The 20,140-nt window shown below is 28.2% G+C and carries 19 protein-coding genes, 1 tRNA gene and 1 other annotated feature; of the genes, 15 read left to right on the forward strand and 5 right to left on the reverse strand.

Annotated elements, in window-relative coordinates:
- Window positions 1-52 precede the first annotated feature (52 nt).
- Together H8891_RS00425 and recX are read right to left on the reverse strand one after the other, a co-directional pair.
- On the reverse strand, window positions 53-919 hold the full coding sequence (locus H8891_RS00425) for a mechanosensitive ion channel family protein (RefSeq protein ID WP_330604949.1): 867 nt from the start codon (window positions 917-919) through the stop codon (window positions 53-55).
- 106 nt (window positions 920-1,025) lie between these two features.
- A complete protein-coding gene (gene recX / locus H8891_RS00430) occupies window positions 1,026-1,667 on the reverse strand; it encodes a recombination regulator RecX (protein ID WP_187004751.1) in 642 nt (213 codons plus the stop codon).
- A 145-nt stretch (window positions 1,668-1,812) separates the two neighbouring features.
- Between recX and nadD the strand changes: the two genes are divergently transcribed.
- The 8 genes from nadD (at window position 1,813) to sdaAA (ending at window position 10,189) form a co-directional block, all read left to right on the forward strand.
- Window positions 1,813-2,502 carry a nicotinate-nucleotide adenylyltransferase gene (gene nadD / locus H8891_RS00435; RefSeq protein ID WP_187004752.1) on the forward strand — a complete coding sequence of 230 codons (690 nt, stop codon included), beginning with the start codon at window positions 1,813-1,815 and terminating at the stop codon, window positions 2,500-2,502.
- 2 nt (window positions 2,503-2,504) lie between these two features.
- Window positions 2,505-3,077, forward strand: a complete 573-nt coding sequence (gene yqeK / locus H8891_RS00440; RefSeq protein ID WP_187004753.1) for a bis(5'-nucleosyl)-tetraphosphatase (symmetrical) YqeK — start codon at window positions 2,505-2,507, stop codon at window positions 3,075-3,077.
- Window positions 3,078-3,237: 160 nt separating this feature from the next.
- Window positions 3,238-3,591: a ribosome silencing factor gene (gene rsfS, locus H8891_RS00445; protein WP_147546250.1), complete on the forward strand. Its 354-nt coding sequence runs from the start codon at window positions 3,238-3,240 to the stop codon at window positions 3,589-3,591.
- A gap of 30 nt (window positions 3,592-3,621) precedes the next feature.
- Window positions 3,622-3,817 (forward strand) — a binding site (T-box leader).
- A gap of 53 nt (window positions 3,818-3,870) precedes the next feature.
- Window positions 3,871-6,291 (forward strand): leucine--tRNA ligase, encoded by a 2,421-nt coding sequence (gene leuS, locus H8891_RS00450; RefSeq protein ID WP_187004754.1) that lies wholly within the window; start codon window positions 3,871-3,873, stop codon window positions 6,289-6,291.
- A gap of 442 nt (window positions 6,292-6,733) precedes the next feature.
- The gene (gene ilvA, locus H8891_RS00455; RefSeq protein WP_147546254.1) at window positions 6,734-7,948 is read left to right on the forward strand and encodes a threonine ammonia-lyase; all 1,215 of its coding nucleotides are present in this window, start codon (window positions 6,734-6,736) and stop codon (window positions 7,946-7,948) included.
- Window positions 7,949-8,113: 165 nt separating this feature from the next.
- Window positions 8,114-8,494 carry a RidA family protein gene (locus H8891_RS00460; protein WP_147546257.1) on the forward strand — a complete coding sequence of 127 codons (381 nt, stop codon included), beginning with the start codon at window positions 8,114-8,116 and terminating at the stop codon, window positions 8,492-8,494.
- Window positions 8,495-8,612: 118 nt separating this feature from the next.
- The gene (sdaAB, locus tag H8891_RS00465) at window positions 8,613-9,287 is read left to right on the forward strand and encodes an L-serine ammonia-lyase, iron-sulfur-dependent subunit beta (protein WP_147546259.1); all 675 of its coding nucleotides are present in this window, start codon (window positions 8,613-8,615) and stop codon (window positions 9,285-9,287) included.
- 23 nt (window positions 9,288-9,310) lie between these two features.
- Entirely contained in the window at window positions 9,311-10,189 is an 879-nt protein-coding gene (gene sdaAA / locus H8891_RS00470; RefSeq protein WP_147546261.1) for an L-serine ammonia-lyase, iron-sulfur-dependent, subunit alpha, read from the forward strand.
- A gap of 26 nt (window positions 10,190-10,215) precedes the next feature.
- On the opposite strand, the gene H8891_RS00475 is transcribed toward sdaAA, so the two are convergent.
- Window positions 10,216-11,565, reverse strand: a complete 1,350-nt coding sequence (locus tag H8891_RS00475; RefSeq protein ID WP_187004755.1) for a D-alanyl-D-alanine carboxypeptidase family protein — start codon at window positions 11,563-11,565, stop codon at window positions 10,216-10,218.
- A 77-nt stretch (window positions 11,566-11,642) separates the two neighbouring features.
- Here H8891_RS00475 and H8891_RS00480 point away from each other — a divergent pair, with 77 nt between their 5' ends.
- The 4 genes from H8891_RS00480 to selB are packed head-to-tail and all read left to right on the forward strand — an operon-like array spanning window position 11,643 to window position 16,804.
- Window positions 11,643-12,380: a helix-hairpin-helix domain-containing protein gene (locus tag H8891_RS00480; RefSeq protein WP_187004756.1), complete on the forward strand. Its 738-nt coding sequence runs from the start codon at window positions 11,643-11,645 to the stop codon at window positions 12,378-12,380.
- 55 nt (window positions 12,381-12,435) lie between these two features.
- The gene (selD, locus tag H8891_RS00485) at window positions 12,436-13,482 is read left to right on the forward strand and encodes a selenide, water dikinase SelD (protein ID WP_187004757.1); all 1,047 of its coding nucleotides are present in this window, start codon (window positions 12,436-12,438) and stop codon (window positions 13,480-13,482) included.
- A gap of 26 nt (window positions 13,483-13,508) precedes the next feature.
- Window positions 13,509-14,918 carry an L-seryl-tRNA(Sec) selenium transferase gene (gene selA, locus H8891_RS00490; RefSeq protein ID WP_187004758.1) on the forward strand — a complete coding sequence of 470 codons (1,410 nt, stop codon included), beginning with the start codon at window positions 13,509-13,511 and terminating at the stop codon, window positions 14,916-14,918.
- A gap of 2 nt (window positions 14,919-14,920) precedes the next feature.
- Entirely contained in the window at window positions 14,921-16,804 is a 1,884-nt protein-coding gene (selB, locus tag H8891_RS00495) for a selenocysteine-specific translation elongation factor (protein WP_187004759.1), read from the forward strand.
- A 56-nt stretch (window positions 16,805-16,860) separates the two neighbouring features.
- Here selB and H8891_RS00500 read toward each other — a convergent pair whose 3' ends face one another.
- The gene (locus H8891_RS00500; protein WP_187004760.1) at window positions 16,861-17,907 is read right to left on the reverse strand and encodes an FAD:protein FMN transferase; all 1,047 of its coding nucleotides are present in this window, start codon (window positions 17,905-17,907) and stop codon (window positions 16,861-16,863) included.
- A 61-nt stretch (window positions 17,908-17,968) separates the two neighbouring features.
- Here H8891_RS00500 and H8891_RS00505 point away from each other — a divergent pair, with 61 nt between their 5' ends.
- The 3 genes from H8891_RS00505 to H8891_RS00515 all read left to right on the forward strand — a co-directional run bounded on the left by H8891_RS00505 (window position 17,969) and on the right by H8891_RS00515 (window position 19,369).
- Window positions 17,969-18,334 carry a NusG domain II-containing protein gene (locus H8891_RS00505; protein ID WP_187004761.1) on the forward strand — a complete coding sequence of 122 codons (366 nt, stop codon included), beginning with the start codon at window positions 17,969-17,971 and terminating at the stop codon, window positions 18,332-18,334.
- Between the two features lie 14 nt (window positions 18,335-18,348).
- Window positions 18,349-19,023: a uracil-DNA glycosylase gene (locus tag H8891_RS00510; RefSeq protein ID WP_187004762.1), complete on the forward strand. Its 675-nt coding sequence runs from the start codon at window positions 18,349-18,351 to the stop codon at window positions 19,021-19,023.
- Between the two features lie 249 nt (window positions 19,024-19,272).
- Window positions 19,273-19,369 (forward strand) — tRNA-Sec (locus H8891_RS00515).
- 44 nt (window positions 19,370-19,413) lie between these two features.
- Here the strand turns inward: H8891_RS00515 and H8891_RS00520 are convergent.
- Window positions 19,414-20,124 (reverse strand): hypothetical protein, encoded by a 711-nt coding sequence (locus tag H8891_RS00520; RefSeq protein WP_187004763.1) that lies wholly within the window; start codon window positions 20,122-20,124, stop codon window positions 19,414-19,416.
- Window positions 20,125-20,140 lie beyond the last annotated feature (16 nt).

A 20,140-nucleotide genomic window follows, 5' to 3' on the forward strand; every position in this document is an offset into this window, starting at 1 on the left:
AAAACTACTTTAGATGGATTTTTTGCTATTTCCACTTAAAGTAGTTTTTTTATTAGTTATTTTTTATATGAACATCCATTTGAGGGTAAGGTATATTTATACCTTCCTCATCAAATTTAATTTTAACTTTTTCTAATAAACTAGCATGTATAGTCCAATAATTCTCAGAATTACACCAAACTCTAACAGCGAAATCTATTGAACTTGGACCATGAGCAACCATTCCTACGAAAGGGGCAGGTTCATGTAAAATAAGATCTTGAGTTTTTAATATATTATTTAAAACATTTTTAACATGATTTATATCATTGTCATAACTAACGTTAAAAACTAAATCTACTCTTCGTTTTGCTTTAGCAGAGTAGTTTACTAAACTTCCATTAGACAAAGTTCCGTTAGGTATTAAAATTAATTTATTATCTATAGTAGTAAGCTTAGTATAAAAAAGTCCTATTTCTTCTACTGTTCCTTGATATATACCTGTTTCTATATAATCACCAACTTTAAAAGGCCTAATTAATAATATTATAAAACCTCCGGCAAAGTTAGATAAACTTCCTTGAAGGGCTAAACCTATAGCAACCCCTCCAGATGCTATTAAAGCAGCAAATCCTGTAAGTTCTACATCCCAGTACCCAAGTATTATTATAAATAATAATAGTTTTAAAGATATTTCTACAAAAGCATGTAAAAACTTTGTAAGTGTAATATCAACAGATTTTTTTACTAAGAATTTAGTAAAGTGTTTTACTACTTTTTTTATAACTTTTAGCCCTATGAATATAACTATAAGGCCTATTATAAGTTTTATTCCATAACTTGTTACCCAGCTTATAAAATTTTCTGTTAGTTTATCTAATGGCATATTGCTTAATCTTTCAACTTCATTAGTTACTGATTCAGCTACATTATTAGGCAAATGCAACACCTCTTTTCTAAAAATTTATACTAATAGATAATATAATAATATTCGACAAATGTCCACAAAATGAAGCTGAAAAGATTAAGTAAAAGTAATTTTTAGTTTAGCAGTAATCAGACTCATCAAAATTAAGTAGTTTGTTTAAAACTCTTTTAATAATATCATAGCCAAAACCTTTATAAGCTAAATGTTGAGATATCTTTTGATAAATCTTATTTCTATCTTCGTTTTTAACACGTTCATATCTTTTTTTAGCTAAATACATTGCATTTTCAAATTCTACATCTGAATCAATATAAGAAACAACAGAATCTATGGTACTTCTATCTATTCCTTTGTTGTATAAATTTTGTTTAATTCTGTTTTTACCACATTTATTAATTTTCAAGTTAGTGTTAGTTATTCTTTGAGCAAGATCTTCGTCATTTACAAAGTTATATTTTCTTAAAAATACAAGCACATCTTCTATAATCTCTTCATCAAAATCACTAGATAGTTTATTTATTATGTTTTTTTCAGATTGAGGAGCTTTAGATAAAATATTTAAAGCTTTGTTTTTGGCTTTTATATACATTTCATCATAAAGCATATTTTTTAAAACTTCTTCATCTATTTCCATTCCTTTTTTTAGATTTAAAGTGAAAACTAATTCTTTATAAATTCCCATGAAAAATTGATCGTTTAAATATATGTTAACTCTATTTTCATTTTTTTGTTGAGCTTCTATTTTAGTTATTATAGGCATATATATCTCCTTTATATTGATAATATTTACATTAAATATGTTTCTAAATATATACAAAATTATACAGGAAAATATAGAATAATTGTATCTAAGAAGCAAAAATTAATGATACAATAGTAGTATAAAGGACAAAAGGAGATAGTTAATGAGAATTGATGAATTAGTTTTAGAAGCCAGGAATATAAACAACCTAAAGTCAAATTTTCATGAAACGGGAAATGAGAAAATAAAAATTGGTATAATGGGAGGAACTTTTGACCCTATACATTATGCACATTTAGCAACAGCGGAATATATAAGAGAAACTTATAATCTAGATAAGATACTTTTTATACCAAATGGAAATCCACCGCATAAGTCAAAATTAAGAACAAATAAAATTGATAGATACAATATGGTATTATTAGCAACAATGAACAATGATAACTTTGCAGTTTCAGATATGGAAATAAACAGAGAATCTAGGACTTATACTATAGATACATTAAAAGAACTTCATAAAAAATATAAAAATGCTAATATATACTTTATAACTGGCTTTGATGCTATTTGTGATATGGAAAGTTGGAAAGATGTTTCTGAAAATTTTGAATTAGCAACTTTTATAGCAGCAAATAGGCCTGGAATAAGCTCTTTAGAAGCTAAAGAAAAAATAGAAAACTTAAAAATTAAATACAATGCTAATATAAGGTCTGTAAATGTTCCCTCATTGGATATATCGTCAACATATATAAGAAAGCATATAAAGGATGGTAAATCTATAAAATATTTAATTCCTGAAAATGTAGAAACTTATATATATGAAAAAAATATATACACAAATGGAGATGAATAAGTTTGAATTTAGAAACCATAAAAAATAAGTTAAATAAAATGTTACCTAAAAATAGAATGATACATTCACAAGGAGTAGCTGACTGTGCAGTTAAATTAAGCGAAATATATGGCTATGATAAAAATAAAGCATATTTAGCAGGAATACTTCATGATTGTGCAAAATATTTAAGTCAAGAACAAGTTGACTATTATGTAAATAAATATGAAATTTACTTAGATGAATATGAAAAAGATAACTTAGCTTTGTCTCATAGTATAATAGGATCAGTATTAGTTAGACATGAATTTTTAATTGAAGATATAGATATAATAACAGCTGTTAGATATCATACAACTGGAAAATCAAACATGGATATGTTAAAAAAAATAATCTATATAGCTGATTTAATCGAAGTAAACAGAAATTATCCCGGAGTAGATGAACTTAGAGATTTAGTTTATGATGGAAAAATGGATGAAGCTTTATTAAAATCTTTTGATAATACTATAAAACTAGTAATTGATAGAAATCAAATAATTCATCCTAGAACTATAGAAGCTAGAAATTATATTTTAAATCAAAAGTATTTATAAAATAAATCACAATAATCATAAACATAAAGTAATATATAATAAAAGAAAATGAAAACTTTTAATAAATAAGTCAATACTAATGATATAAATTAGTACTAGAAAGATGTTTTTTTGTGGTATAATATAAAAACGCGAAAAATAAGGAAGGTAGGAATTTAACATGACGACAGTAGAACAAATGGTTAAAGTTATATATGATGCTATCGACGATAAATTAGGTAAAGATATATCTATAATAAACGTAGGTGCAGTATCAAGCTTATGTGATTACTTTGTAATAGCAACAGCTGGATCTCAAAGACAAGTAAAGGCTATAGCTGACAATGTAGAAGATGAACTTACTAAGTTAGGAATAGAATCAAGAGGTAAAGAAGGATACGAAACTCAAGAGTGGATATTACTAGACTTTGGTGATATAATGGTTCACGTATTTAATGAAGAAAATAGAGCATACTATAACTTAGAGAAAATGTGGAAAGATGCTCCATATGTTGATGTTGACACATTAGCATAATAATTATATAATTTAAAAATATAACTTAAAATTAAAATAGACTAGAGTAGTAAAATTAAATTTTGATTTCAGAGAGCTAGTGGTTGGTGTGAACTAGTATAAAGTTGATTTGAACTTGCTAGGTAAAATCTATTTAACCGTAGTTGGTATAAAGACTAATATAAGAGGGTTATTTATAAAAATAACCAATTAGGGTGGTACCGCGAGTAATATCCTCGTCCCTAAACAGCAATGTTTAGTGACGAGGATTTTTTAATATAAAAATATAGGAGGTAAACAATGAGCGTTTATAAACCAAATGAAGTTGAAGCTAAATGGCAAAAGACTTGGGAAGAAAATAATCAATACAAAACTGATACTAATGACACAACAAAACCAAAATACTATGCATTAGAAATGTTCCCTTATCCATCAGGAAAATTACACATGGGACATGTTAGAAACTATTCTATAGGTGACGTTGTAGCTAGATTTAAAAAGATGCAAGGATACAATGTCCTACATCCAATGGGATGGGATTCATTCGGACTTCCAGCAGAAAATGCAGCTATAAAGCATGGAATACATCCAGATAAGTGGACTATGGAAAACATAGAAGATATGAGAGGTCAGTTTAAAACATTAGGACTTAGCTTTGACTGGGATAGAGAAATAGCAACATCTACTCCAGAGTATTACAAGTTTACTCAACAAATATTCTTAAAGTTTTTAGAAAATGGTTTAGCATATAAGAAGAAATCTTTCGTAAACTGGTGTCCATCTTGTGAAACAGTTTTAGCAAATGAGCAAGTTGTTCAAGGTGCTTGTGAAAGATGTGACTCTGTAGTAGTTAAAAAAGACTTAGAACAATGGTACTTTAAAACTACTGAATTTGCAGAGGAATTACTTCAAGACTTAGATACTTTAGATGGATGGCCAGAAAAAGTTAAAACAATGCAAAAGAACTGGATAGGAAAAAGTACTGGTGCTGAAATAACTTTTGATATAGATGGTATGGATAAATCTATAACAGTATTTACAACTAGACCAGATACAGTTCATGGAGTTTCTTATATGGTTTTAGCTCCAGAACACGAATTAGTAAAAGAATTAGTTGCTGGAACTGAGTATGAAGAAGCTGTTGAAAAGTTTGTAGCTAAAATGCATACTATGACTGAAATAGAAAGAACTTCAAGTGATGTAGAAAAAGAAGGAATGTTTATTGGAAAGCATGTTATAAATCCATTAAACGGACAAAAAGTTGAGTTATGGATAGCAAACTATGTATTAGTTGACTATGGAACAGGTGCTGTAATGGCAGTTCCAGCTCATGATGAAAGAGATGGAGAATTTGCAGCTAAGTACAACTTAAACGTAGTTGAAGTTATAAATGAAGACAATATAATGGTAAACTCTGGTGAGTTTGATGGAATGGAAGCTTCAAAAGCGTTTGATGCAATAATAGAAAAATTAGAAGAAATGGGAAGAGGAAAGAAAACAGTTAACTATAGATTAAGAGACTGGTTACTTTCTAGACAAAGATACTGGGGATGCCCAATACCTGTAGTATACTGTGATGAATGTGGTATAGTTCCTGAAAAACAAGAAAACTTACCTATATTATTACCAACAGATGTTGAATTTACAGGTAAAGGGGAATCACCACTTACAACTTCAAAAACATTTATGAATACTACTTGTCCTTGTTGTGGAAAACCAGCTAGAAGAGAAGTAGATACAATGGATACTTTCGTTGATTCTTCTTGGTATTACTTAAGATACATAGATCCTAAAAATACTGAAGAACCATTTAGTAAAGAAGCAGTTAATAACTGGATGCCAGTTGACCAATATATAGGTGGAGTAGAACATGCTATACTTCATTTACTTTACTCAAGATTCTTTGTTAAAGCATTTAATTCAATGGGAATGTTAGACTTTAAAGAGCCATTTAAAAACCTATTAACTCAAGGTATGGTTTTAAAAGATGGAGCTAAGATGAGTAAGTCTAAAGGAAATGTTGTATCTCCTCATGAGATAATAGCAGAGTATGGAGTTGATACTGCTAGATTATTCGTATTATTTGCTGCACCACCAGAAAGAGATTTAGAGTGGTCAGATCAAGGTGTTGAAGGATGCTTTAGATTCCTAAATAGAGTTTATAGATTAGTTGATGAATTAGCTGATGTAGCTAAATCTAATGCTACTATGTGTGAATTAACTAAAGAAGATAAAGCAATGAGATTTACTATAAGTGCTACATTAAAGAAAGTAACTGAAGACTTAAATGAAAAATTTGGATTTAATACTGCTATATCTGCATTAATGGAATTAATAAACGAAATGTACAAGTACAAAGAGTTAGAAAATAGAAATGATGCAGTTATAAAAGAAGGTATAGAAACTATAGTTACTATACTATCTCCATTTGCACCACATATGGGAGAAGAGTTATGGGCTATGATAGGAAAAGTTGGAAGTATATTTGATATATCTTGGCCAAAATATGATGAATCTGCATTAGTTAAAGATGAAGTTGAAGTTGTAGTTCAAGTAAATGGTAAAGTTAGAGGTAAATTAAGTGTAGCTGCTAATATATCAAGAGAAGATATGCAAGAAGCTGCAATGAATGATGAAAAAATAAAAGCTTTAGTTGATGGAAAAACTATAGTTAAAGTAATAGCTGTTCCTAAAAAGCTTGTTAATATAGTTGTTAAATAAAAAGAAGGTCTTTTAAAAGACCTTTTTTTATTTTAAATATAAAATTTATAAGATATATATAAGTAAATAATATTTTAGTATTTTATATTAAATATTAAAAAAATAAATAGATTAGATTTAAAAAGTTATATTTTTTTTAGAAATTTTATTGTTAAAATTTAAAATATAAAGTTAAAAAGGTTTGTTATCTAACTAAAATTAAAGATAAATTTTATATTTTAAAATGTAAAAACGTATAAAAATAAAATTAAATTTAAAAAAATAATTTTTTTTTAGATAGGAAAACGTTCAGGAAATTAGAAAAAACAATGGTTTGTAAATTTTTTGACAAGTTAAAAAATTACAAAAAAATGTTTTCCTGTTGATTTTTGTTGAGAAACTATATACAATAAAGATGTCAAACAAATAAACTAAATCTACATATTATGGGAGTGAGTAAAAGATGACTAGAATTACATTACAAGACGTTCAAAAAGCTAGAGAAACTATAAAAGATATAGTTAAAACAACTGATTTGTTAGAAAGCGTTAAGCTTAGTAAAAAGACTGGGGCAAACGTATACTATAAATGTGAGAACTTACAAAAGACTGGATCTTTTAAAGTTAGAGGGGCTTGTAACAAAATAGCAAGTTTAACTGATGAAGAGAAGGCAAACGGTGTTATAGCATCAAGTGCAGGAAACCATGCACAAGGGGTTGCTTTAGGAGCTAAATTAAGTGGAATAAAAGCTACAATAGTAATGCCAGCTACTGCACCACTTGCAAAAGTTACTGCAACTAAAAGTTATGGAGCAGAAGTAGTTTTAGAAGGTTTAGTATATGATGATGCATATGCAAAAGCTGTAGAAATACAAAAAGAAACTGGAGCAACTTTCTTACATCCATTCAATGATCCTTATGTTATGGCTGGACAAGGAACAATAGCTCTTGAAATATTTGAACAATTAAATGATAAAGTTGATACTATAATATGCCCAATTGGTGGTGGAGGAATTATAGCTGGTATAGCAACTGCTGCTAAAGCTTTAAATCCTAATGTAAAAATAATAGGGGTTCAAACAGCTAATATACCATCAATGAAAGAATCTATAGCTCATGGACATGTTACAACTGCATTTAAAGCTACTACAATAGCAGATGGTATAGCAGTTAAAACTCCAGGAGATAATACTTTCGAAATAATAAAAGAATTAGTTGATGAAGTTATAGTTGTTGAAGAATATGAAATAGCACAAGCTATGTTATTCTTATTAGAAAATCAAAAATTAGTATCTGAAGGTTCAGGTGCTGTATCAACAGCTGCATTATTAAGTGGAAAATATAAACCAGCTAAAGATGAAAACGTTGTATGTGTAATATCTGGAGGAAATGTAGACGTTAATACTTTATATAGAGTTATAGGAACTGCATTAACTGAAGATGGAAGAAGATATGCATTTAAAACTAAAATACAAGATAAGCCAGGCGGATTAGCTGAATTAACTCAAATAATAAGTAAATTAAATGCAAACATATTAAATGCAAATATGTCAAGAATTTCTAAAGAGAACTCACTTGGAAGTTTATATCTTGAAATACAATTAGAAACATTTAACCAAGAACATAAAGATAAAATAAAACAAGCTGTAGAAGCAGCAGGATTTGTAATAGAAGATTAATTTATGATATAATAATACATAAAAAGTGGGAATATATGTAAAAAGTATATTTTTCACTTTTTACTACAAAACTGTATACAGTGTGTACAATTTAGTAGTATAATATTATTGAAAAAAGTATAATATAAATACAAAGTTATGTTATAAGAGAAGGAGAGATTGGATATGAAACAAGTAATACATACTGAAAAGGCTCCTAAAGCAATAGGGCCATACTCTCAAGCTATAAAAAATGGAAACATGGTATTTGTATCAGGACAAGTTCCATTTAACCCAGAAACTATGGAAGTAGTAGAAGGTGGAGCTAAAGAGCAAGCTGCTAGATCATTAGAAAGTTTAAAAGAAATATTAGCAGCATCTGGAGCAAGTTTTAACGATGTAGTTAAAACTACAGTATTCATAAGCGATATGAATGATTTCGCTGAAATAAATGAAGTATATGCTTCATACTTTGGTGAAAACAAACCTGCTAGATCTTGTGTAGAAGTTGCAAGATTACCAAGAGATGTTAAGGTTGAAATAGAAGCTATAGCTATAGTAAAATAATAAATGTAATCAAGATGGCCATGCCTATTTTAGGCTGGTCATTTTGAGTTAAGGCATAACTGGAAAAGTTTTCCATAAAACAAAAGAAAAAGACAATTTAAGAAAAGAGGTATTATTAATGGCTAAAGATTATAGTGTATTTGATGTCGTAGGACCAAACATGATAGGTCCATCAAGTTCGCACACTGCAGGTGCTGCTAGATTAGGAAAAATGGCATTAAAAATAGCAGGAAAGCCTGTAAAGAGTGTTAAGTTTTACCTACATGGATCCTTCGCTGAAACATATAAAGGACATGGTACAGATAAAGCATTAGTTGGAGGAATCTTAGGATTTGAGCCAGATGACGCTAGAATAAGAAATTCTTTTGATATAGCTAAAGAAAACGGTGTTGACTTTGAGTTTATAAAAACTAACTTAGGAGAAAACGAACACCCTAATGCTGTTAGAATGGAAATGACTTTAGAAGATGGAACTGTTGCTATTGTAAAAGGTGCATCTATAGGTGGAGGAAACATCAAACTTACTGAAATGGATGGATTACCACTTGACTTTAATGGTTCTAGACCAGCTGTTATACTTGAAATAAAAGATATACCAGGTGCGGTATCTTTCGTAACTGGACTTCTTGCTCATAATAACAAAAATATAGCAAATATGTCTACTAACAAACCAGCAGGATCTGACTATACATTTGTTACTATAGAAACAGATGAAGCATTAGACAAAGATGTATTAGAACAATTAAGAAAGTTTGAAGTTATAGCTAAGGCTGTAGTTTTAGATAAATTCTAATGAGTGAGGAAGGGTGACATAATATGAAATATAACTTTACAAGCGGAGCAGAATTAATACAAAAATGTAAAGAGCTAAACATGACTATAAGTGAAATGTGTATAGCTAGAGAAGAAGAATTAACAGGACGTTCTAAAGAAGAAATAAGAGAAAAAATGGCTGTTAGTTTAGATATAATGAAAAAAGCTACTGAAAGAGCTGTAACAGAAGATATTAAATCTGTTGGGGGTCTTATAGGTGGAGAAGCTAAAAAATTAGACAACTACAGAAATAACCAAAGAACTGTTTGTGGTGGATTAATGAATAAAGCTTTAGCTGCTGCAATGGGAACAATGGAAGTTAATGCTTCTATGGGTCTTATAGTTGCTGCACCAACAGCTGGTTCTTGTGGTATATTACCAGGAGCTATAGTTACTATAGGTAAAGAATACGGATTTAGCGATGAAGAAATGATAAATGCATTATTTACAGCTTCAGCTATAGGAGCTATAATAACTAGAAATGCAACTGTTGCAGGTGCTGAAGGTGGATGTCAAGCTGAAACTGGTGCTGCTGCTGCAATGAGTGCTGCTGGTATAGTTGAATTAATGGGAGGAAGCGTAGAAGCTGCTGTTTCTGCTGCATCTCACTGCTTACAAAATGTAATGGGATTAGTATGTGACCCAATAGCAGGTCTTGTTGAAGTTCCATGTCAAGGAAGAAACGCTATAGGTGTTGCGAATGCTTTAATATCTGCAGAACTTTGTTTAGCTGGAATATTAAATATAATACCATTTGACGAAACTGTTGAGGCAATGTATAGAGTTGGTAAAGGACTTCCAATGGAATTAAGAGAAACTGCATTAGGTGGAGTTGCTGCAACTTGTACAGGAAACTGCTTAACTAAGAAAATATTTGGATAATAAAAAAGAGGCATTTGCCTCTTTTTTTATCTTCTTCTTCTTTTGTTTGAATAAATCTTTTTCTTTTTATTAGCATAGATTTTTCTTTTTTTATTATACATTAATCTTCTTCTTTTTCTTCTTATTTTTTTTCTAATTAAAACTAATGCTATAAATACTGCAACTAATGAAAGTGCTATTAATACTAATGATTTTATAACTTTTACTATAGGATTATTTAAAATTGCTTTAAATAAGCTATTAACATCGTTTTGTGCAATTAAAGGAATATTAGCTACTGGTTTAGAATCATTATCTTGATAAACTTCTAAAGTTCCTACTTTAGAACCCTTTTTTATAGGCAGCTTTATATCATCTAACTTAGTTTTAGTTGTAAAATTAGGATTTGTAGCACCTTTTTCAACAATAGTGTAGTAGCTATATTTTGGCATGTATTCTAATTTTCTTTCTTTAGAATACCAAATAGATTTAGATTCTAAAAAATTATTTCTATCTATAGCTTTTTCTGACTTAAAATTGTCAAATCCGTAATCTAAAAGAGTTCTACTATCTATATACATATTATCTCCTTCAGTTTTGAAAACTGCAGAGATTAATCTCATATCATCTTTCTTTGCACTAGATAATAAACATCTACCAGCATCATCTGTAAATCCAGTTTTTATACCGTCTACTATATCATACTTTATATCTACCATTTGCCCTTTATAAGGTATTTTAGTATCTCCAGTTAAAAATTTATTAGTGTTTTTTAAAAATCTTTCTGGGTAAAATTCCGTAGCAGGTAATCTTAATAATTTTGTATCTACTATTTGTCTAAAAACATCATTACTCATAGCTTCTCTAGCCATTAAAGCCATATCATAAGCTGAAGTATAATGCTGTAAATCTGGTAAACCATTAGCATTGTTAAAATGTGTATCAACAGCCCCTATTTTTTTAGCTTCCTCATTCATAAGCTTTGCAAATTCAGGAACTGAACCACTAACATGTTCTGCTAAAACAACAGCTGCATCATTAGCCGAAACTATAAGTAAACCTTCAAGTAATTCTCTAACTGTAAGTTTTTCCCCTGGTTTTAAATACATACTAGACCCATCAATATCACCAATATTACCTATAGAAACTACTTCATCAAGGTTTTTTACATGTTTTAAGGTAACATATGCAGTCCAAACTTTAGTAGTAGAAGCTGGATACATCTTCTCGTGGGGATTTTTTTCATACAATATTTTTCCGCTTGTATAATCCATTAATACTGCATATTTTGCAGATATACTTGGTGCTTGTGTTTCTGCAAATGAAACATTATTAAATGTAAATACATTAATAAAAGTTAATATGAATGCTAATAATATTGAAACTTTTTTTAACATTTTTTGTCCTCCGATTTTAAACTTATATTTTAGTATAACATATTTATGTCAATAATCAAATTTGAAGGAGTGATAAAATGGAAAAAATAAAGAGCTTTTTACCGATAATTATAATAATACTTGTAAGTTCTGTATTTATAGTAAAAAATAGTGGATTTATATCAAGTGATGATAATTATGTTGTAAGTGAAGCTGAAGATAAGAATATAAATAATGAAAAGTATGTAAATAACAATCAAATGAATTACGATACTAATACAAATTTAAATGAATCTATTAAAGATAGCAATTTAGATAGTCTACAAAAATTAAAAAATGATGAATCCATAAAAAAGAAGATAACAATTTATATAAGTGGAGCCGTAAAATCACCTAAAGTTGTAGAATTAGATAGTGAAGACAGGCTTATGGATGGAGTAATGCTTTGTGATGGGGTTAGTGATGATGCAGATATGAATAAAATAAATATGGCTATGAAAGTAGAAGATGGAGGACATTATATAATCCCTAAAATAGGAGATGAAACTTTAAATAATAATGAATCTACAAATTATCAAAATAGTGAAACTAAAAATAAGGATTTAAGTGTTAGTAACAATAATAATTCTAGTAGCGATAATAATAAAATAAATATAAATAATGCATCTCTTGCTGAACTAGATTCTTTGCCTGGAGTTGGAGAAATAACAGCGCAAAAAATTATTGATTATAGAGAAGAGAATACAAAATTTAAATCAATAGAGGAAATAAAAAATGTAAAGGGTATAGGCGAAAATAAATTTAATAATTTGAAGGATTATATCTGTATTCAATAAATGTTAATTATGATATTATTAGTTATGTAATGCTTTAAAGGGAGGAGACATAATTATGGAAATAATGAAAAAACTTACAGATATGACAACATCAGGAGGATGAGCGGCTAAAATAGGGCCAGAGGTTCTGGCTGGAGTTTTATCTAAGTTACCTAAAAATACATCAGATAAAAAAGAAAATTTATTAGTAGGGCTTGAGACTTCAGATGATGCAGCTGTATATAAGTTAAATGACGATACTGCATTAATTCAAACATTGGATTTCTTTACGCCGATGATAGATGATCCTTATATATTTGGACAAATAGCAGCATCTAATTCATTATCGGATGTTTACGCTATGGGAGGAAAGCCTTTGGTAGCTATGAATATAGTTTGTTTTCCTTCTTGTCATGATATGAATGTATTGGCAGAAATTCTTAAGGGTGGTATGGATAAAGTTAAAGAAAGTGGAGCTTTATTAGTAGGTGGTCACACTGTTGATGATAAAGAGCCTAAATATGGATTATCTGTATCGGGAACAGTTCATCCAGATAAAGTTTTATCTAATGCAACTTCAAAGGTAGGAGATAAAATAGTAATTACAAAGCCTATAGGAGTAGGAATATTAAATACTGCTATGAAGGAAAATTTAGTTGATGAAGAAACTTCAAAAACTGTAGTTGAGACTATGGTTCATTTAAATAAATATGCAGCAATGAGTTTTGACAATATAAATGTAAACTCAGTTACAGATATAACAGGTTTTGGACTTTTAGGACATGCTTTGGAGATGGCTAAAGCATCAGATGTTAGTATAGAATTACAAGCTAATGAAATACCTATACTAAATGGAGCTGTTGATATGGCTAAAATGGGTATAATACCAGCTGGTATGTATAGAAATAAGCAGTATATATCAAAAGATGTATATATAGAAAATATAGAAGAAGCTATAGAAGATATCTTATATGATCCACAAACATCTGGGGGATTATTAATATCTGTAGATAGCAACTTAGCAGAAGAACTAGTTAAAGATATGAAGAAAAATGGTTCTATAGAAGCTAAAATAATAGGAACTGTTAAAGAAAAAGGACAACATTATATAACAGTTAAGTAAGGACTTATAAGGGGAGTGTGTTTTCAATGAATAAAAGAGAGTTATTTGCTCAATTACCTTCAGTAGATGAAATGTTAAATCAAAAAAAAATAATAGATGCATTAAATAGTTATCCAAGAAGTATATTACTTGAAGCTATAAGAGAATCAATTGACGAAAAAAGAAGAGCTATAGTTGATTTAAAACAAAGTGATTTTGATAAATTCGAGATATCAATAGATAAAATAGCTCAAAGTACTATGAATAAATGCAACTTAAAATATTCATTATCACTAAAAAAAGTTATAAATGCGACAGGTACTGTACTTCATACAAATTTAGGGCGTTCTCTTTTAAGTGAAAGCATAAAAGATGATTTGTGGGAATCTGCATCTAGATATTCAAACTTAGAATATAATATAGAAAAAGGACAAAGAGGTTCAAGATATACACATTTAACTGATACTATAAAAAGACTAACAGGAGCTGAAGATGTTTTAGTAGTTAATAACAATGCAGCAGCAGTACTTTTAGTACTTAGTACTATGGCAAAAGGTGGAGAAGCTATAGTATCAAGAGGAGAATTAGTTGAGGTAGGGGGCTCTTTTAGAATACCGAGCATAATGGCTCTTAGTGGAGCTGATTTAGTAGAGGTTGGATCTACTAACAAAACTCATTTAAAAGATTATGAGGAAGCTATAAATGAAAATACAAAAGTATTGATGAAGGTTCATACAAGTAATTATAGAATACTTGGATTTACAGAAAGTGTAGATGTTGATAAATTATGTGAATTAGGGGAAAAACATGATATACCAGTTATTGAAGATCTAGGTAGTGGGGTTTTTGTAGATGTATCTAAATATGGATTAAGTTATGAACCTACAGTACTTGATTCTATAAGAAAAGGTGCTGATATAGTTACCTTTAGTGGAGATAAAATGCTTGGAGGACCACAAGCTGGTATTATAGTTGGTAAAAAAGAATACATAGAAAAAATGAAGAAAAATCAACTTACAAGAGCACTAAGAGTAGATAAACTTACTATATGTGCATTAGAAGCTACTTTAAGAATGTACTTAGATGAAGAAAAAGCTAAAAAAGAAATACCAACACTAAAAATGCTAACTTATTCTATAAAAGAATTAGAAGAAAAAGCTAACAATTTATATTCTAAAATAGAATACTTAAATAATTATGCAGATATAAAAATAGAAGATGGATTATCTCAAGTTGGAGGAGGTTCTATGCCAACTGAGACTATGGAGTCTAAAGTTATAACAATAATTCCTAAAAATATAAACGTTTCTACATTAGAAAATAGATTAAGATTAAGTGATGCACATATAATAGCAAGAGTATATGATGATAAGTATGTTTTAGATGTTAGAACTATATTTGAGGATGAATTTGAAGTTGTTAAAACTGAATTAGAAAAAGCTTTAATAGGGGGATAAATATGAAAAACGTAATAATAGGAACAGCAGGACATATAGATCACGGTAAAACAACTCTTATAAAAGCACTTACAGGAAGAGAAACAGATACCTTAGCTGAAGAAAAAAAGAGAGGTATTTCTATAAATTTAGGATTTACTTATTTTGATTTACCAAGCAATAAAAGAGCTGGGATAGTAGATGTCCCAGGACATGAAAAATTTATAAAAAACATGTTAGCTGGAGCATCAGGACTTGATATGGTTTTATTAGTTGTTGCAGCTGATGAAGGAGTTATGCCTCAAACTATAGAGCATATGGATATATTAACTTTTTTAAATATTAAAAAAGGTATGATAGTATTAACTAAAAGTGATACTGTTGATGAAGACTTTATAGAATTAGTAAAAGAAGATGTTAGGGAAAAAGTTAAAGGAACTTTCCTAGAAGATGCTGAAATTATAGAAGTTGATTCAATATCAAGACGTGGAATGGACGAACTTATAACTAAAATTGATAAAATGACTGATGAAATAGAAGATAAAAACTTAAATGCACCAGCAAGACTTAATATTGACAGAGTATTTTCTATAAAAGGGTTTGGAACTGTTGTAACAGGAACTTTAATAGAAGGTAAAATAAATGTTGATGATGATTTAGTTATATATCCAAAAGAATTAAAAGCTAAGATAAGAAGTATACAAGTTCATGGTGAAAGTGTAGAAACTGCTTATGCTGGGCAAAGAACGGCTATAAATATATCTAATGTCAAGGTTGAAGAAGTAAATAGAGGAGATGTATTAGCATCAGAACACTCTCTAGAAGAAGCTATGATGTTAGATGTTAGACTAAGTATAGTTAAACATACAGATTTAGGACTTAAGCACTGGGATAGATTAAGACTTTATCATGGTACTAGAGAAATACTTTGTAGGGCAGTACCTCTAGAAGTTGAAGAAATAAATCCTGGTGAAAGTGGATTAGTTCAATTAAGACTTGAAGAAAGTATAGTAGCTAAAAAAGGGGATAAGTTTGTAGTTAGAAGATACTCTCCTATGGAAACTATAGGTGGAGGAATAGTAATAGACACTAATCCTAAAAAGCATAAAAGATTTGATAAAGCTATAATAGATGCTTTAAAGGTTAAAGAAAAAGGAGAACTTAGTGCTATATTAAAAGAATATTTAAAAAATAATTCTAGAAATTATCCTAACATAAAAGAAATAATGAGTTATAGTGGAGAAAGCGAAGAAAATGTAAAAAAAGCATTAAATAAGCTTTTAGATGAAAAAAGCGTTGTTTGTGTAAATAACATGTATATGCATATAAACCAGTATAATTTATTAAAGGAAAATACGGAAAATGAATTAAAAACATACCATAAAAAATTTAGACTTAGAAAAGGTATGTTAAAAGAAGAAGTAAGATCTAAAATTGAAAGTAAGTTTAAAACTAGAGAATTTGATATTTTATTAGATATGTTTATAAATGATGATATCGTAAAAGTTGAAGATAATATTGTTTCTTTAAAAGATTTCAAAGTAGTTTTAAATGAAAAACAATTAGAAATTAAAAATGAAATAGAAAAAACATTAAACTTAGCTGGACTTAACAATATATATACTATTGAAGATATAACTAACAATAAAAAAGAATATGAAGAAGTTTTAGAATCTTTAATAGGAAATACTGTTTGTAGACTTGAAGATAGTTATATAATGTCTACTAAGGTTTACAATAATGCCAAAGATAGATTAGTTAAGTATTTAAAAGAAAATAATGAAATAACTTTAGGAGATTATAGAGATTTAGTTAATTCGAGTAGAAAAAATTGCATGATAATTCTTGAAGATTTCGATAGAAATAGAATAACAAAAAGAATAGAAAATAAAAGAGTATTATTTTAAAAAAACTGGTGAATAGCTTTAAAAAGTTATTCACCAATTTTTATTAAAGAAAAATTTTAGTTTTTAATAGTAAAAGTAGAATCTATAAGTTTAAAAGAATCTTTAAGTCCTGATGATAAGTAAATATCTTTATCTTTGGTTATAAATATTGCTTGTGTATTTGGCAAAGATTCGATTAATTTAAGACCTTCTTTTGTTCCAAGTGAAAATGCAGTTGTAGATAATGCATCACAATTCATTGAATTATCTGAAATTATTGTTACACTACTAAGTTCATTATCTATTGGAAAGCCTGTTTTAGGACTTAAGATATGATGATATATTTTATTATCCTTTTTTATATATCTTTCATATATTCCAGATGTAACTACAGATTTATTTGATAAGCTTAAACTACCGATTGAATTTCCTCTAGGTTTTGTTGGGTCTTGGATTCCTATATTAAAATTAGCATCTTTATCTTTTGTACCTAATGTATATATATTACCTCCAAGATTTACTATGGCTCCTTTAATTTCTTGATTTTTTAGGTACTCTACCACTTTATCTGCTGCATACCCTTTAGCTATTCCGCCTAAATCTATTTTAGAATCTTTATTTTTTAACATTATTTGGTTATCTTTATCATCTAAAGTTATATTTTTATAATTTATAGTAGATAAAGCTTTATCTATTTCAGATTTCATAGGAACTTTTGCATTTTGATTACCTATATTCCAAAGATTTACCAATGAACCTATAGTTGTATCAAAATTTCCATTTGATATATCTGAAAAATGTATAGATGTTTTTATAACCTTATAAGTGTCTTTTGATACTTTAGTAAATTTTTTTCCAGCATTTTGATTTATTTTATAAATATCACTAGATAGTGTAGATGGATTCATTTTATTATCTATATCTTTTATTATTTCTTCACATTTAGAAAGGATTTTATTTGCTTTTTCTTCATTGGAATTGGTGTATATTGTTATTTCATTAACTGTTCCAAGATAATACATGGTTTTAGAAAATTTATTGACTTTTTTATTAAATATAAAAAAAACTGAAATGATTGATATAATAAAAATAGTTATATAAAATGTAAGTTTTTTACTTTTCATAGTGTCTCCCCTTTATATTTATGATATATTTAATTATATTATAAATGGTTGGGGGATAAAAATGAAGAAAAACGATTTTTTTCTTGTTTTATTAGTTCTTGTAGTGATAGTAGCAGCATTAGCTTTTAATTATTTTAAACAATCTAATGAAGGTGATAAAGTAGTTATATATGTAGATAATAAAGTTTATAAGGAAATACCTATAAACAAAAAAGAGGAATTAACAATAAAAACTGAAAATGGATATAATAAAATTAAAGTACATGATGGTGGAGTAGAAGTAAGTGAAGCTTCTTGTCCGGATGATATATGCGTAAAAACTGGATTTATAAAAAAATCTAACAAGAGTATAGTATGTATACCTAATAAAGTTAGTATAAAAATAGTTAGTAATGAAAAAAATGATATAGATATAATAGCAAATTAAAAGTAGGTGACATTATGGTTAAAATAGGAAATGATTGGGATGAAGTTTTAGAAGGCGAGTTTGAAAAGCCGTATTATTTAGAACTTAGACAGTTTTTAAAAAATGAATATGAGACACAAGTTATATATCCTGATATGTATGATATATTTAATGCTTTAAAATATACTTCGTATAAAGATACTAAAGTTTTAATTTTAGGACAAGATCCTTATCATGGAGAAAATCAAGCTCATGGGCTTGCGTTTTCTGTAAAGCCAGGAGTTAGGATTCCTCCATCTTTATCAAATATGTATAAAGAGTTACACGGGGATTTAGGATGTTTTATACCTAATAATGGATATTTAGTTCCTTGGGCAGAACAAGGTGTTCTATTACTTAATACGGCTCTTACTGTTAGGGCACATCAGGCTAATTCTCATAAGGGAAAAGGGTGGGAAGTATTTACTGATAATATTATAAAGTTATTAAACTTAAGGGATGAACCTGTCATATTTGTTCTTTGGGGAAATAATGCGAGAAGTAAAAAGAAATTAATTGATACAAACAAGCACTATATAATAGAATCAGCTCATCCAAGTCCATTGTCAGCTAGTAGGGGATTTTTTGGATCAAAGCCTTTTTCTAAAACTAATGATATCTTAATTAAATTAGGAAGGGATCCTATAAATTGGCAAATACCTAATTTATAAATTTATATATAAAAATGAGTTACTTGATAAATAATTTTAATAATGAAAAAATATAAAAGGATATAGTGGATTATAACTTAAAAGGTACAAGTTTTTGTGCCTTTTTTAATGTTAAAAATAAATTTATAATATAAGTTTTGAAGCTTAATTTAAAATTATTGCAAAATATGAAAATGTTTGCTGAAAAATGGTTGCACTATAATTAAATATATGATAATATAAGTTTGTAAGTGAGAGGACATCCCATATGGGGGTGGATGGGTGCTGGTGTGCCCTCTAGTCTTCAAAACTAGTATGAGGAGTTAGGAGCTTCTTGGGTGGGTTCGATTCCCACGCACTCCCGCCAATAAGATAAAAAAGGAACTCTAGTTGGAGTTCCTTTTTTATTTATTAAATTGAATCTTTGCTTATTACAAATTTATTTAAGTTATTATCCCAAATATATAATTCTTTTAAAATTTTTTTATCTAAAGCTTTTTCCATGCTTGAAACAGTGGAAACATAAAGTATCTTAGGAGGATTATCATCTAAAAAATCCATGCTAGCAGAAAGTATGCTTTTATCATCATTTTCTAAATCTATTATTTCTATATATAAATCCTTTTTTAATTTAGATACAAATATAGATTTTTCTTTATAAAATATTTCTATAAATTTCTTATCATTTAAATAATTGTTATCATCTTCTGAAATTTGTTCAATAACTAGAAAATTTTTATAAAAGTAAAAGTTATCAATGTTACAAAGGTTATCGACAATACAATCGAAAGAATATGTATCATCACTATTTTTTTTGTAAAAAGCTATAAAAGATTTATTTTGAGGTAATGTTATATTAAAAGCGGTAAAATTATTTGTATCGTTTTCTATATTTTTAAAAATATTAAGTTGCATATAATCTATATGTTTTATAAAATCTTCTTTATGAGTGTCTTTTAATATTTGAACAATTAAATTATAATTATCGTTATTAGACATTGCTTTTGTTATAGCAGATTCTTTTATAGAACATTTATTAGAATTAATATTTATAATTAGTAACAATGAAACCAATATATTTACAATTAATACGTACAGTAAAAAAGTTATTAATTTCTTCAAAGCATCACCTCTGTAA

The organism is Paeniclostridium hominis (assembly GCF_014306135.1).
Taxonomy (GTDB): domain Bacteria; phylum Bacillota; class Clostridia; order Peptostreptococcales; family Peptostreptococcaceae; genus Paraclostridium; species Paraclostridium hominis.

Coding starts and splice junctions, on each gene's coding strand:
- recX (WP_187004751.1), bottom strand. CDS start 1,667: ATGCCTATAATAACTAAAATAGAAGCTCAACAAAAAAATGAAAATAGA.
- nadD (WP_187004752.1), top strand. CDS start 1,813: ATGAGAATTGATGAATTAGTTTTAGAAGCCAGGAATATAAACAACCTA.
- rsfS (WP_147546250.1), top strand. CDS start 3,238: ATGACGACAGTAGAACAAATGGTTAAAGTTATATATGATGCTATCGAC.
- leuS (WP_187004754.1), top strand. CDS start 3,871: ATGAGCGTTTATAAACCAAATGAAGTTGAAGCTAAATGGCAAAAGACT.
- ilvA (WP_147546254.1), top strand. CDS start 6,734: ATGACTAGAATTACATTACAAGACGTTCAAAAAGCTAGAGAAACTATA.
- H8891_RS00460 (WP_147546257.1), top strand. CDS start 8,114: ATGAAACAAGTAATACATACTGAAAAGGCTCCTAAAGCAATAGGGCCA.
- sdaAB (WP_147546259.1), top strand. CDS start 8,613: ATGGCTAAAGATTATAGTGTATTTGATGTCGTAGGACCAAACATGATA.
- sdaAA (WP_147546261.1), top strand. CDS start 9,311: ATGAAATATAACTTTACAAGCGGAGCAGAATTAATACAAAAATGTAAA.
- H8891_RS00475 (WP_187004755.1), bottom strand. CDS start 11,565: ATGTTAAAAAAAGTTTCAATATTATTAGCATTCATATTAACTTTTATT.
- H8891_RS00480 (WP_187004756.1), top strand. CDS start 11,643: ATGGAAAAAATAAAGAGCTTTTTACCGATAATTATAATAATACTTGTA.
- selA (WP_187004758.1), top strand. CDS start 13,509: ATGAATAAAAGAGAGTTATTTGCTCAATTACCTTCAGTAGATGAAATG.
- selB (WP_187004759.1), top strand. CDS start 14,921: ATGAAAAACGTAATAATAGGAACAGCAGGACATATAGATCACGGTAAA.
- H8891_RS00500 (WP_187004760.1), bottom strand. CDS start 17,907: ATGAAAAGTAAAAAACTTACATTTTATATAACTATTTTTATTATATCA.
- H8891_RS00505 (WP_187004761.1), top strand. CDS start 17,969: ATGAAGAAAAACGATTTTTTTCTTGTTTTATTAGTTCTTGTAGTGATA.
- H8891_RS00510 (WP_187004762.1), top strand. CDS start 18,349: ATGGTTAAAATAGGAAATGATTGGGATGAAGTTTTAGAAGGCGAGTTT.